Source organism: Pseudomonas sp. ICMP 3272, assembly GCF_001466905.1.
Taxonomy (GTDB): domain Bacteria; phylum Pseudomonadota; class Gammaproteobacteria; order Pseudomonadales; family Pseudomonadaceae; genus Aquipseudomonas; species Aquipseudomonas amygdali.
Map to the genome: position 1 here is coordinate 13,033 of NZ_LKEK01000035.1, position 14,565 is coordinate 27,597.

8 protein-coding genes are annotated in these 14,565 nt (G+C 59.4%); 1 reads left to right on the plus strand and 7 read right to left on the minus strand.

Features of this window, described 5'->3' with window-relative positions; genetic code table 11:
• Nucleotides 1–32 precede the first annotated feature (32 nt).
• From AO068_RS03930 to AO068_RS03960, 7 genes are read right to left on the minus strand one after another with little or no spacing between them, the layout of a single operon-like run.
• Complete coding sequence (locus AO068_RS03930; protein ID WP_058407706.1) at nt 33–1,202, minus strand: hypothetical protein; 1,170 nt, start codon at nt 1,200–1,202, stop codon at nt 33–35.
• Complete coding sequence (locus AO068_RS03935) at nt 1,192–1,965, minus strand: hypothetical protein (protein ID WP_058399884.1); 774 nt, start codon at nt 1,963–1,965, stop codon at nt 1,192–1,194. Before AO068_RS03935 ends, AO068_RS03930 begins: the two co-directional genes overlap by 11 nt.
• Before the next feature lie 31 nt (nt 1,966–1,996).
• Complete coding sequence (locus tag AO068_RS03940; protein ID WP_058407707.1) at nt 1,997–2,953, minus strand: glycosyltransferase family protein; 957 nt, start codon at nt 2,951–2,953, stop codon at nt 1,997–1,999.
• A 30-nt stretch (nt 2,954–2,983) separates the two neighbouring features.
• Entirely contained in the window at nt 2,984–4,393 is a 1,410-nt protein-coding gene (locus AO068_RS03945) for a PIG-L deacetylase family protein (protein WP_058407708.1), read from the minus strand.
• On the minus strand, nt 4,390–5,286 hold the full coding sequence (locus AO068_RS03950) for an antimicrobial resistance protein Mig-14 (RefSeq protein WP_058407709.1): 897 nt from the start codon (nt 5,284–5,286) through the stop codon (nt 4,390–4,392). Before AO068_RS03950 ends, AO068_RS03945 begins: the two co-directional genes overlap by 4 nt.
• The gene (locus AO068_RS03955) at nt 5,286–6,416 is read right to left on the minus strand and encodes a glycosyltransferase (protein WP_058407710.1); all 1,131 of its coding nucleotides are present in this window, start codon (nt 6,414–6,416) and stop codon (nt 5,286–5,288) included. The genes AO068_RS03950 and AO068_RS03955 overlap by 1 nt, the downstream gene beginning before the upstream one ends.
• Complete coding sequence (locus tag AO068_RS03960) at nt 6,400–8,157, minus strand: carbamoyltransferase family protein (RefSeq protein ID WP_002551776.1); 1,758 nt, start codon at nt 8,155–8,157, stop codon at nt 6,400–6,402. The genes AO068_RS03955 and AO068_RS03960 overlap by 17 nt, the downstream gene beginning before the upstream one ends.
• 302 nt (nt 8,158–8,459) lie before the next feature.
• Between AO068_RS03960 and AO068_RS03965 the strand changes: the two genes are divergently transcribed.
• A complete protein-coding gene (locus tag AO068_RS03965; RefSeq protein ID WP_058407711.1) occupies nt 8,460–14,558 on the plus strand; it encodes a membrane-targeted effector domain-containing toxin in 6,099 nt (2,032 codons plus the stop codon).
• The last annotated feature ends 7 nt before the right edge of the window (nt 14,559–14,565 follow it).

The window sequence follows — 14,565 nt, forward strand, 5'->3', positions numbered from 1 at the left end:
AATGGCCGCTTTCGAAGCGGCCATTTTTTATCTTACTGCAGCTGCCGGAGCCGATGCGCCTGCACAATACGGCCCAGCACCATCGTTGCCGGTAACAACACCAGCACCCAGAGCTCATCCGGGTTACCGACCAACTGGCCGCCGTCGAAGTTAAGCATGACCAGCGCGCACACCAGGTAGAGACCCCAGGCATCGCCGTTGCGCAAGGCGTTCCACAGCGTCATCGCCATAACAACCAGAAACATCACCAGCGAAGCGGCGCCGGTGTACAGGCCCAGCGACACGAAAATATTGTGCGGGTGCTGGATCGGTATGCCGCCCGTCAGGGTCTGGGTCGTGTAGAAATCGACACCACAGCCGAGCACCCAGCCGCAGCGACGCCATTCACCGGTCATGATTTCAAACAGCTCGATGCGGTAGGAATCCCCTCTGACCATCAGCAGGGCGACCCACTGTTCATCCTTGACGAACCAGAAGGCTGCCGCCGCAACGACGCCCAGCGCCAACAAGGCGACTATCGTGCGCAATGGAAAACGGTACAGCGCATAGGCGCTGCAGACGGCGAACAGAACCGCGCAACCCACCAGCGCGGTGCGGGTCTGGACGACAAAGGCCGTTAACACCAGAGTAACAAGAACAGCACACACCGCTTCAATCCAGCGCCGTTCTCTGGCCCATAGCGGCAGTGCCAGGGCGAGGCTGCAAACCAGCCAGGCGCTGGTGTAGATCACATTCTCCATACGTGCCGGAAGAATGGCCACACGCTGACCGAACTCGAATTTTCCGGTCACCCAGCTATAAATGCTGCCGAGCAGGATGTACAGGCAGATGGCCCAGAACATGCCTCGCACGAACAAACCGCGCCGGAAGAAACCGTTTTCCGTAATCCCGGCCACGACAAAGACAAACAGGCTGACGTAGACAATGTGCTTGTAATACTGGAACTCCTGCGCTTGCAGCGCCGGCACCAGAAAGCACGCCATGAATACAGCCCAGGCTATGCCCAGCGGTTCTGCAAACACCCTGGCGCCACGGTACTTGATCAAGAAGAACAAGCCCGGCAAGGCGGTGAATGCGTAAAACAGATTGTTGGTGATCTTGGCTGACGGGTTAAGAATAAAACTCAGCAGAAAGACAACAATCGCTACGGTGAAATACGTCTGTACTTTGCTACTGGGGATTTTGATTCGGTCAACTGACATTATTGAGCAACCAACCTGTTACCAGACCAGCGAGCACAGCGATGATCAGCTTGACGCGATCACGACGCTTGCGACGCTGTTTGTCGAGCCGCTCCTGCGGCACCACCACATGCTCACCGAACCCGGTGTGCAATACGGCATCATTTTCCAGGATCAGAGCGTAACGGTTTTGCGCGGCAAATAATTGTGAAAGTTTCTTCTCGCCACCATGCCCGGCATACGGCGCATGCTGCTGGTAATCAGCCAGACGGCGCAGCCCGGGATTGAAGGAAAACCCTTGCCACTCCGGCTTGTGCGAACCCAGTTTGTAAAACGGGATACCTTCGACCACTTCACGCTCGTTCAAATAGACATAGGGGCTGTGAATACGCAGATCATGATTGTAGCTGCGCAACCAGACTTGCAATGCCTGAGGATCGTGCTTGAGCAGCGTCATTGATTCTTCAATGAAGTGCGGGCGGTAGAAATCCCAGTCATCCTCGCAATGGAAAACCCAGGATGTCTCGACCAACGAATAGGCCGCATCGACAGAGCGCATCTGCCCCAGCTTGGGGTTGTTGATAATGAAACGTGTATGCGGGCGCCAGTGTTCGGGAATGCAGGCCTGAACCTGAGCATCACCCGAATCTTCGGTAATCAGCACATGGCGTATGGGCGCGGTATTGAAACGGTCGAACGTTTCCAGGGTGCTCTTCAACAAGTCGAATCGACCACAACTGGTGACGACCAGCGTAATGTCGCTGTTTTCGCTGAATACCATCATTCGTTCCCAATCATTGAATATTCATAATTCCTTACCATCCCAAGCGTGACCGCAGGCGATCGAGCCAGCTCATCGCCGGCATGCTGCGCAACGGCGAATGCATTGCGTCCACGATGGCTTTTCCAAGGGCATGGAATGTAAAGCGTTCTTCGACCAAAGTCTGCCCATTACAGGATATTTCGCTGGCCAGAGCGGTGTTTTCGCGCAACTTCGCCAGCTTTTCACGAAGCTGGGGAATGTCGCGATAGAGCACGATGTTGTGCATGTCGACAAAGCCCAGCGCGCGGTTTTCTTCAGCGCCCTGGTCGAAGGCCAGCAGCACGCAACCGCAGGCCATGGCCTCGAAATTCTTGATCATGTACTCGCCCATGCCGACATCGGCACTGACGAAAAAGCGGATACGGTTAAGGGTGTCGCAATACTCTTCCCCGGACTTGGTACGCGTGACGAGCAGATTCTCGACCTGCCCCAACTCATCCAGCAGCGCCTTGCGGCCGCTGTAGGCCACACTGTTGGTACTGCCAACGAAGGCCAGTTCGATGTCACGTTCACGCGCCTGCAATTGCAACAGGCTCTGGTCATAGCCCTTGGGCACGAACACCGCGTCGAAGCCTTCCTGGCGCAGACGCTCGCTGACCATGAACCCCGAGCAGATCACCCGCGCCCAAGGCAGCTTGCGATAGTGCGCACTGAACTTGCCGGTGTATTTGCAAGGAATGTAGTTCTGGTAGGCATCGTGTTCGAGGATGACCAGATTGGGGATCGTGCGGATGAACCCTACCTGACGCACTTCCTGCTTGAAGCGCAGGAAAAACACGATCCGGTCATAACGGCTGACGTCCACCTCGCGGCGGAAATAGCCACGCAGGTTGCGCTGCTCCCCGGAACTCAGCCAGCGCACGTCGCATTCGCAGTGTGCCGCGATGCCGTCATAGAGACGGTCCAGAATCGCACGCTGCTCTTTCTGGACCAGAAGTAGAACTTTCATGGTTTTCCTTGCAGTACTGCGCCTGCTGAATCAGATGTCACGGCTGCGCCAGAACAACTCGTGTCGTCGCACAGCTTTGCGGAAGAATTCGTTTTCGCCTTCGGCCGGCCAGTGGCGACCGGCCAGAACGCGTTGCAGCGCACGGCGCACACGGCGTTTGAACGGCATCGGTGGCAACAGGTCATGCATCATACCCAGCGCCATCGCCTTGTCGCGTTGGGCCGCAACCGATAAGTGCAGGCTGTACGGCACCAGCGGCAGACTGGCATCGAATACCGGCGGCAGGCTGATGCCACTGTAGGCATCGCCCATTGGCCAGCGGTCGTTGTCGTGCAAGTGGTTGGCGTAACCGAGCACCACGTCTGGCTGCCATTCAAGACCGGCCAGCGCTTCACGCACGGCTGCCTGGGCACAGACATGGTCAGGATGCGGATCGATGGCCGGGTGCGGCATGACAATAACCTGCGGCCTGGCCTTGAGGAGCAGTGCGCGCAGGTCGGCGAGCAGATTATTCCAGGTCGGCTGGCCGTCATCGCCGGGCAATGGCAGCGTATTGAACTGGCGAAACAACCGCGTATCGGTCAGGTCCGCCTCACGCGAGGCGACCGGCGTATCCGGCGCGGCCTGCATGGCGGGTAACTGCAGGCAGAAATAACCCAACTGCACACAGTGCGACTCAGGCACACCACCCCAACGGGCGACGGCGATGCTGTCCCAGGCGCGCAAGCGGCCTTTCATGCGCGCAGCTTCGGCGCGCTGCATGCCCATCTGGCGATAATGTTCGGCCTCGATCTCGCCAGCAGTCAGCGTCACAATCCAGGCTTCCTCGGCCTGGCTGTAAAGCCCGAACGCGGCGAGTTCGGCATCGTCGGCATGCGGTGCGATAACCATGACACGCTGCTTTCGCGCATCCGGCTGACGAAACAGCCAGAGGCGCGGTGTACGGGCAAGACGACAGAAACGACCGCGCAGTTGCAGGGCACCCGCGGCCAGCGGCTCGCCAAGCCCGGTCAGGTTCAGATAACGCACGCCGCAGACGCCACGCTCGAAGGCCTGCCGGTCACTCAAGGCTTGCCCCTGCAGTTCCACGACCGGGTCGAGAAAACGTCCCAGCCAGGTGCTTTTTACGGTCAGTGCCAGTATCAATGTTTCGTCGCCGGTCAGTTGCACGGCGGGGTCGATCAACAACGTGCCGCCGTCCAGGCGGACGCCTGGTACTTCGCTGTCGGCCGGAAAACTGTACTGATAGTCGTCGGTGGGTGAATAAAACAGATGATCGGCAAACCAGGCTTCATGGGCGACCCATGCGCAAACAGCCACGAGCGGCACCAGCCACCAGACCGTCAACACGCCGATGGCAATCAACAGCAGCAGGCCACCCAGTAACGCCAGCCGCTTGTTACGGCGATGGCGCTTGAGCAACTGTTGCTTGCGACTCAAATCTGGAACACCGGAACGGGGTTGCACCATCGGTCCTTGTACTCGCGGTCGGCACGACCAAAGGAAAAACGCAGTGATTTGCCCAAGGCGCGGGCGTTCTCCCAGGCGGACTGGGTATTGACGAAACTCAGCACGCTGCCTGGGCTGAAGTCCCGGGTTTCGGGATCGACACCGCCGTTGACGTACTCGATGCTGACCCACTGCGGCGCTTCGACGCGATACACCAGTTGAATGGCAATCGGCGCATCGTTGAGAAACACCACCGAACCGATCAGCAGTTCACGCAACAGCTCGATGACGTCGGCCTTGTGCCGGGCACCGGTGGCCTCAAAGCCCCAGCGACGCTGAAACAGATCGCAATACATACTCGCCAGCTCGGCGCTGCTGAACTCGCTGACAGGTCTTACCGTGCCGCCAGCCTCCTCCAGCAAGCGAAGTTCACGACGCTGGTTGTAACGAAATTTCTTGGACAGTTCTTCGGGCGTACGCGCCATCGCCAGCGATTCGGTCTGCGGCCTGAAGGTGCTGATGCGGCCCTCGTTGAGCGCAGACACATAGCGGGCACGATGGCGGACCGGGACCTGAATATCGTCGGCCACCGGCAAAATCAGTTCGGCGTTGCCCAGATCGAACAGGCCTTTCTTGCCGTGACGCTTGAGTTCGTCCTTGGACAGCGCCAGCGAACGCCCCCAGGTGGCAATCGCTGCCTTTACTTCGCCGCCCTGCTCCCAGGCCAGATAACGCACAGCAATACCGGAAAACGCCGACAGGCGCGCAACGACCAGCGGATGAGTGGCTACGCTGCCACCCAACCGTTGCCATGCCTGCTCGTAAGCAGCCGCGTCGATCTGCACCCAGCCACGCTCGCGCCAGCCTTTGAATCGATTGAGCATCAGGCCCCCGCCGTCAGGCTGGAGACTTGCGGCAGCCGCCAGAAGACATCGCGCACAGCATGATCGGAAAAGCGTTCGCGCAAACGCAGCAACATGCGCTCGGCGCAGTCCTGACGCTGCTCGGCGTCAAGACCGGCCATGTGTACCAGGCCGTGCGCCAGGCTGTGAACATCACCCAGCGGGAACAGCAGACCCACGTCTTCGACCACTTCCTTCGCGCCGCCGCAGGACGTTGCAACCAGTGGCACACCGGCCACCATCGCCTCCAGAAGGACCATGCCGAACGGCTCGTGGTCAGAGCTCAGGGCGAATACATCGAACGCCTTGAAGTAGCGGCGGGCGTCAGGCACCTGCCCAAGAAACAGCACCTGCGGACCAATGCCCAGCTCCAGCGCAAGCGCCTTGAGGTTTTCTTCCAGGCGGCCCTTGCCGAGAATCACCAGCTGGCTGTTCTCGGGAAGATTGGGCAGAGCCTCGGCAAAACCGCGCAACAGCGTGGCCTGATCCTTGTCGGGATGCAGGCGACCGACGTTGGCGACAATCCAGGCCGATGCCGACAGACCCAGCTCTGCGCGGGCATCTTCAGCGGAAAACTGACTGCCCTGCAGTTGCTCGACGTCGATCCGGTTGTACAACGTCTGAATGCGCTCGGCCGGCCACTTGGGCAGGCTGCTGCGCATGTCGTCGCGGACCGCATCGGAAACACCGAGTAGGCTCAGGCGCTTGCGAAACAGGTTGGCGAACAGCTTGCGACTGCGCCGGTGGTAATCGCCGAACGCATGATGCACACCGATCACCGGCAACTTCGTCGCCAACAGGGCGATGTACACCGGCTTGAAGCGGTGCGCGATGCAAAAGCTGAACGAGCGCGTTGCGGCAATTTTGCGCAGGTCACGGATGGCATCCAGCTTCAGGCCACGAATGGCGCTGGAGCTGTATTCCATGAACAGCACTTCGTCCGAACCGCAGTCAGCGACGACATCTGGATCGGCGGCGCCGGTCAGAAACACCGTCGTCACCCGATAGCCCTTGCCGGCGAACAGGCTGGCGTATTGCCGTGCGCAGTCCAGAAACGGCCCATCATAGCCGTGACAGAACTGCAGTACGTGACGTTCAACCGAGCGTGTCATAAGCCTCGACGCCCTCTTTTACCACCAGGATGTCTTCCATGATCAGGTACTCGAGGTCCGAGCCGAAGAACATGTTCAGCGCATCGGTCGGCGAACAGATCATCGGTTCGCCACGGCGGTTGAGCGAGGTGTTCAGGGAAACGCCATTGCCGGTCAGTTCTTCCAGCGCCTTCATCATGTCGTAGTAGCGCGGGTTGTATTCGCGCTTGAGCACCTGGGCACGGGAAGTGCCGTCTTCATGGACGACTTCCGGAACACGGGTTTTCCACTCTTCCGCCACTTCGAAAGTGAAGGTCATGAACGGTGCCGGGTGATCGATCTTGATCATCTGCGGGGCGACGGTGTCGAGCATCGACGGGCAGAAAGGCCTCCAGCGCTCACGGAACTTGATCTGATGGTTGATGCGGTCGGCCACGCCGGTGACGCTCGGGCAACCGATGATGGAACGACCGCCTAGTGCGCGCGGACCGAACTCCATGCGTCCCTGGAACCAGGCAACCGGGTTGCCCTTGACCATGATTTCGGCAATCCGCTGTGGCGTATTGTCGATCTGACGCCAGACCGGCTTGCTCGGGTGACGGGCACAGGCCGCGATCACGTCTTCGTTGCTGTACGCCGGGCCGAGGTAGACGTGTTCCATCTTCTCGACCGGTACACCGCGAGCGTGGGACACATAAGCCGCAGCACCGACCGCCGTACCTGCATCGCCGGACGCAGGCTGCACGAACAGCTCCTTGACTTCAGGACGGGCGATGATGCGCTGGTTGAGTTTGACGTTCAGCGCACAGCCACCGGCGAAAGCGATCTTGCCGGTTTCCTTGAGGATGTCACCCAGGTAGTGGTCCATCATCTGCAACGCGAGCTTTTCGAACAGCGCCTGCATGCTCGCGGCATAGTGAATGTAGGGCTCGTCGGCTACGTCGCCAACGCGTTTCGGGCCGAGCCACTCGATCAGCTTCGGCGAGAAGTAAAAGCCCTTGCCGTTCTCTTTATAGCGACGCAGGCCAATGACGTTGGCCAGCTCGGTATTGATGATCAGCTCGCCGTTCTCGAACGTGGCCAGACGCGAAAAATCATACTTGCTGGCATCACCGTACGGTGCCATGCCCATAACCTTGAATTCGCCGTCGAGCATCTCGAAACCGAGGAATTCGGTGATAGCGCCATACAGGCCGCCCAGCGAGTCAGGATCGAAGAATTCCTTGATCTTGTGGATCTTGCCGTTTTCGCCGTAGCCGAAGAAGGTCGTGGCGTACTCGCCCTTGCCGTCGATGCCCATGATCGCGGTTTTCTCGGTGAAACCGGAACAGTGGTAGGCGCTGGAGGCGTGAGCCAGATGGTGCTCGACCGGCTCGATCTTGATCTTTTTCGGATCGAAGCCCAGTTGCTCGAGGCACCAGACAATCTTGTTGCGGTAGCGCTTGTAACGGCGGTTGCCCATCAGCAGCGCGTCGAGGGCGCGATCAGGGGCGTACCAGTAGCGCTTGGCGTAATGCCAGCGCGCCTTGCCGAACAGGCTGATGGGGGCGAACGGAATCGCAACCACGTCGACGTCCGAAGGCTTGATGCCTGCCTGTTCCAGACAGAACTTCGCCGACTCGTAGGGCATGCGGTTCTTCGCGTGTTTGTCACGAACGAAGCGCTCTTCTTCGGCCGCTGCTATCAGCTTGCCGTCGATATAAAGCGCTGCGGAAGGATCATGGCTAAGGGCGCCGGACAGGCCAAGGATCGTCAATGCCACTAGGGTCTAGCCTCTTTAGTCTGCATGCAGGCGCATCGCGCCCGAGAAAAGGTGTGCCCCCGCACAGCGGGCTGAGGGCAGCTAAAGGGCGGGATTATAACGTAATGACCAAGGATTGGCTCGACGCGCTGAAATGTCATCGGGGATGCCCGCCAGACGGCGTAGGAAACATCTATTTCTCAGCATCAATAACTATCTACGACTTGACGCCTGTTGCTTCTGATTAATTGAGGCCCATCGTCGCCGGCCCGAAGGCCGTCGCTCAAACCTCAGCGCCTGAAGTGCGCAATGGAACGCCTGTCATGACACAAACACTGCCCCCTTTGGCTATAACGCCTACACCACTGACACCTGTCGATACCTGGCCTGCCGCCTCCGCCGCACTGAAAAGGCTCGATGAACTGCGCACCCTTCTGGCCATCGAGCTTAAGGCCCAGCCTGGCCCGGGCGAAGCGCTGTTGACTGCGCTTGGCGGTTCCGACGAGTCTGAACGGGAGCTGGAAATATTCAGCCTGCTGCAACAGACCGATGACTACTGGACAGACCCTGGGAAAAACGCTGAAAGCCGCCGCGACCGGCTTGTACCTGCCTTGCAGCGAGCCTTGCGTTATGAAGCCAGCGTCAGGATTCACGAGCGTGACCTGGAAAGTGGCTACCTGGCCTGCCTGCCGGACTCGCCCGATCAGCCGCAAAGCCCGGCGCTCACTTACGCCTCGCTGCATGTGCAATTGCACGATGACGAACACGTCGAAATGGCCGGCGTGCTGGCGATATCCCAGGAACAGGGACGCACGCTGCTGATGTTGCCCGGGCTGGGCATCATGGGCTTTGCCACGCAGGCGCTGATGCTCGCAACCCTGGCGCGCTGGCTCAATACAGCGACATTGCAGGATGCTCTCCTGAACACGATGGAAAAGCGTCATCAAGACCTGCTCTTCAAGATCAGCCAGGACGCCGACCTGTACCTTGAGCCGTTCACGGCTGAAGACCTGCAATTACAGCCGGTCACCACCGCCCCCTTCGGGCATGCCCTGGATCGTCTGCTGAACAAGCAGCGCAATGACATTCGCCATGCGTGCGAACGACCTGACAGTGAAGACAGGGCAACACGTCAGGCGCAGATTCAGGCGGCCATCGACATGCGCGGTCTGCTCGGCCCCGCCTGCATGCTCGAACTGCGCGAACTGACCAACAGGCAACGTCAGTATCATCGAAACCTGCCGGACTGGATGAAGATTGCCAGCGAGGCCGACCTGCAGACCTACGCCAGGCATCTGCAACACTACGATGAGGCACATGCCGCGATGCTCAGCGTACTGGGCAGCGCGGCCTCTCCAGAGCATTTTGCCGAAGCCCGTTTGCGCATCCGGCTGGCCGATGACCTGGGCCATGATCTGGACCCGCGCGCATTGACCATCGACACGCGTCGCACGCTGCCATCCACGAGCGAGACCTACCGCGTGACATGCTCACTGGTCGAGCTGGCACTCTATGGCCTGCACCCGGACGACGAGAGTGCAGGCTCGGACTTTCTCGATCACACCTTTATCACTCTTGATGGCAAACCGCTTGATGCAGCCTGCTCGGCATTGAATCCGGCTTACCTTGCCGGAGTGATCGATGAGCTCGATCTGCGCGCGGAGTTTGGCGAGTTTCAACGCAAGGCTTACCAGCAAGAACACAACCGGCAAATGCTCTGCGCACTGGCACGAACCCGACTGACCGCGCAGGGTTGGGCGGCGAAGATGCAGGGGCATATCCAGCCCGGGGATTTCGCCATGGTCGCGGCACTGACCGGCCCGGCAGCGCGCGCATCCGATCCAGCATTGCGTGTACAACAGATCAAACTCAACGACCGCTACGTGATGGCCAGATTGCTGGTGTTTCGCAAGCAGGATGCCGAGGGGCGGACGCAGCGACTGATCATGGTTGCAACCGATGCACCCGGGCAGCAGCACTTCAAAGCCTTCGACACTGAAACCCAACTGCAGCACGAAGTGGTCGGCTGGGCGGCTTCGCCGTCAATGGTCAACTATCTGCTCGATCAGGTGGAAGTGGATGCCCGTGCGGCACTGGCAGAGCAACTGACGGCTCTGGCACTCAAACCCCAGCCTTCGAAAAACTTCATTCAATTTATTGATCATGCGGACTGCGAGTCTGCCTTGCGCCACTTTACCGACGAACAGACCGGCGTGTTGCTTTCCGAACAGGCCAGGCATACGCCGGACTGGTACCTGCGCGCCAGCCGCGCCCAGCGCCGGGAACTGCTGGCCCTTGAACAGGCCATTGGCGGAGCACTCGACAACTATCAGGCGCAGCCACACACCGGGGTTCAGCCATTCAAGGCTTACGTACACCAACGTGCCAGCCAGCAAATCGGCAAGCTGCTGAACGTACCAGCCGGCACGGCAGACCCCGACCTGATCGTGATCACCACCGAGCGCGAAACACTGACCTACACCGACATGCTGCTCAATGGCTATGACGACAGCATTGACCCCTTGCGTGCTTCCGCAGCAACCAACGCGACGTTCAGCGGCCCGGAAGGCATCGACGTGAGCGCGCTGTCAGCTGCTGCCGTTGCAGGTTCGGTGCGCGGCCAGTGGCTGGCGGACGAGTACATTGCCTTGATCAGAAACACCCTGCTGAACAGCGAAAGCGAAGGCTATGCCTATCGTCGCCAGTTCAGCGTGATGATCACTCAACTGCAGATGCAGGCAGCGGCATTGCGCAGCGTGCTGAAAGGTCATATCGAAGCAGCGCACTATGCGTGGTTGAAACAATCTCTGGATAACGCCCACCTTGACGACACCGCCTCCCGCGAGCGATATCCCCTCTACCCGCTGCAAGTGCATGTGGACAAACCGTTTATTGCCTCAGGGCTGACCGGCGTAGATCAACTGGTCATTCCCAGCACGCTGCTCACCCACGTCGAAACCGTGCAGGGCTGCCGGGTGATCCTGCCGACACAGACTCGCCATGCTGCGCTGCTCTACACGCCGCAGGCGCCTGACGGTATCGAGTTTCGTCTGTTCAGCGACTTTGTGCGTTCGCTCGCCAGCGACGGCATGATCGACTACTACAAGGATCGCTGCCGGATCAAGGCGCGCCGAACCTTGTCGTTCTTGCTCCGAGACATGCAGCAGGGCAAGGCCAACAAACCTCCGGTCATTCCCAAGGCATTCATTGCAGACTTCGCCGACACCTGTTTCAACAGGCCGCTGGAGCGCAGGTTGCGTGATGTGGAAGAGACCACCACCGGCCGTAACGACATGCTGGCGAGGCTGATCCAGGTCAGCGTCGAGATAATTGCTACCGCCTTGACCCTGCCGTTCCCACCGGCAAGCTTTGCGGTTGGCAGCCTGCTTTCATTGCATGACAGCGGGCAGGCAGTTGCCGCCTTGACTGAAGGCGACCAGCAACGCGCTGCAACATACATGCTCTCGGCACTATTCAACGGCATCGGCGCAGGCAGCGACTTGTTGGTTGGCATTAAAGGCTTCGGCGGCGTATTGCATCAGCTTGAGCATGGTCATCAATCACCACCGGTCCTCCGCTCGTTCCAGCGCCAGTCCTCGCTGCCGCGTTACGAGGACCTGTACCCGGTTGAACTGCAGGAGCAGGTTTTTCTGATCGGCAAGCCCAACGCCCATGGTCACGCCGCAGTTTTCCATGCACCCCACGTCGCCTCGGCGCCCCCGATGGCAACCGGTCAGTTCGCCCTGAGAGAAGCCGCTGGTGCCTGGCAGCCGCTCCTGCCACCGCCCAACGCCGTGGCGCGCGTGCCTTCAGGGTTGCGCACCGAACTGGCAGTCGACGTTTCGCTGGATAACGTGCCACGTATCACCGACGGCCACGCGAAAGGCGTGTACGCACTCAACGGAAAAAATTACATCAGGTTGTCAGATCACACCTTTCAGGTTCAATACGATGCGCATCTGCGCTGCTGGCAGATCATCGATCCGGCCAATCCATTCGCATTCTTCGGCAAACAGCCGGTTCGCCTGAATGAACAGGGCCAGTGGCTGGTCGTCGACCGGCGCTTGCGCGGCGGCGGGCTGGACGGTCCGGGGAGCTATAGGCCACTGCCTGAAGATGCCGCCGCAGGCTCGCTCAACACGTTGATCGACTATGAGATGCCAAGCACCATGAGAGCGCATCTGGACATCGTTATCCGCAAGGAAGTCTTCGACCCGACCGGCGCAGGTCTGGAAGCCTACTTCGAGACCTATTTCACGGAAGTACGTCAGACCTTTACAGCGTTTCGGGAAAAGCTCTACCAGGACGCTCAGGCATTTTTTGCCCGATTCTCTGCGCCGCCCAGGCCAGCACTTCCCGCTTATGGCCTGCCCGGCAAGGTCGAGACACTCATCGAGCACATCTTCACGCACAGCAACGGGCTGGTTTTCAGCGAGGCCCCCAGGTCGGTAGCCAGCAAGCGTCTGCTCCTGCTCAACATGCCATTGCTGGCAGAGCAGCGTGTCGAGGTCCTGTACATCGAACACCTGCTGACCGACAAACACCTGCGCAAACTGGCCAGGTATCGCCAGTTGGGCAAAAAGAGTCGCTCTGGCTCTCATGAGCTCAAGTACTACCTGCACGACGTCAATCGCGGCGCCTTGAACAACTCGAGCAGCGAATACGACTACTACCACCTGATCAAGGAAGCCCACCGTCACGGCATCGAAGTGCGCCCGTTCAGCTCGTCGATAAGCTACCCGTTTTTCGGCCATTCGGTGCTGGCCGCCGCTGATGATCCGGCAGCGGCCAGCAAAATGAGCAACTTCTTCGGGCACAGGCTCATCAGCCAAGACATCGCACCGGGCTCTTCCAAACGCTGGGTCGCGCTGCTCGACCAGAAACTTGCCACGACGCATGATCAGGTGCCCGGCATTGCCGAGATGCAAGGAGTCGTCAGTGTGCATGTTCAGGACATACCGGCAGGACGCCCGACCCGCATAAGTGAAGGTACCGACGGGTCGCATCAAAACACGCCGACTCGCTGTAACTTCACCATCGCGTTTGCCGACCCTGCGCTGCCGGGCGTTCCGCTGCCCCCCGCCACCCCTGTGGATGACATGCTGATCCGCGAGCTGAGGGGCTCCGTTGCCGAGGGCGAGCATTGGGCGGGCCAGTACGGGTTTGTCCACGGCGAAAACACTACCTGGCTACGCGTACCACCCGAAGAGTGGACTGCCGACAGCCCGATGACAGCGATCCAGCAATCCTTGGCCGACGCGACCTATGAGATGCCGCTTGATACCAGAACGACGCTTCATACATTGGCGAACTTCGAAAGGAAAGGGCTCGACATGGAGTATTTCTTTGAAGACACAAAACTCGACACTGTTCGCAACACGTTCGCCCAGCGCCGCAAAAATCTGCAAAAGGACGCCGCCACGATCAGATCAGCCCAACTGCCACCTCGCCCGACATTGCCAGCCATCGAGCCACAGACGAGCACGGCGGGGCTGCTTGAAACCCTGTACCGTCACACGGAAGGCATCGTTATCGGCGAGTCGCATTTTTCTGTTTCGAGCAAAAAACTGATCATCGACAACCTGCCATTGCTGGCGCGGCAAAACGTCAAGACGTTGTACATGGAGCACCTGCTGACCGACCTGCATCAGGCGGACCTGGATCGTTTCTTCGAAACCGGGCAGATGAGCAAAACGTTGCTGCATGACCTGAAAATCCTGGACCGTGGGCATCACACCGATCCGGACAAGGTCTACAACTTCGAACAACTGATCATCAAGGCGCGGCAGTACGGCCTGGAGGTCCGCGCTATCGACTGCGCAAGCAGCTATCACCTCAAAGGCATCGCCAGGGAAGAGTCCATCACCCGCCAGCAGATGATGAATTACTTTGCGTCGCGCACAATCCGCAGGCATCAGGACGTGATGGGTTCCCACAAATGGATCGCGCTGGTGGGCAACAGCCATTCCAATACCTACCAGGGCGTGGTACCCGGTATTGCAGAACTGCAAGGAGGAATCGGTCTGCGGGTTATTGATGTGGCACCAGGCAAATCGACCGGCGTAGTACCGGATCCGGGAGAGCTTGTTACGGGAGGCATAACCAATGAACAGGTCTACATCAAGGGCGATTACCGAGTGGCCATGGAAGTGTCGCGCCCAGAGTCAGCCAGACTCTTGAGCATTGACCAACGCCTCTTCAAGCCGGGAATGTTTCTGGTGCAACAGGGCGAAGGCGATTTGCAGACCATCGTCCATCGCGCTCGTGACACATGGATTCATCGCACACCGGTGCAGCGCAATGCCGAGGGCAAACTGTATCTGGAGCGTGTGCGTTGGCCGCGTATCCATCTCAAACCCTTCGACGACATGGACGCGCTGGTGACGGCCCTCGAGGCGATGAACCTCACCCGCATTGCCTGAGAGGCCA

Bases quoted from the DNA above. Each gene is read 5' to 3' on its own strand.
- AO068_RS03955 (WP_058407710.1), bottom strand. From the start codon at position 6,416: ATGACACGCTCGGTTGAACGTCACGTACTGCAGTTCTGTCACGGCTAT.
- AO068_RS03965 (WP_058407711.1), top strand. From the start codon at position 8,460: ATGACACAAACACTGCCCCCTTTGGCTATAACGCCTACACCACTGACA.
- AO068_RS03940 (WP_058407707.1), bottom strand. From the start codon at position 2,953: ATGAAAGTTCTACTTCTGGTCCAGAAAGAGCAGCGTGCGATTCTGGAC.
- AO068_RS03930 (WP_058407706.1), bottom strand. From the start codon at position 1,202: ATGTCAGTTGACCGAATCAAAATCCCCAGTAGCAAAGTACAGACGTAT.
- AO068_RS03950 (WP_058407709.1), bottom strand. From the start codon at position 5,286: ATGCTCAATCGATTCAAAGGCTGGCGCGAGCGTGGCTGGGTGCAGATC.
- AO068_RS03935 (WP_058399884.1), bottom strand. From the start codon at position 1,965: ATGATGGTATTCAGCGAAAACAGCGACATTACGCTGGTCGTCACCAGT.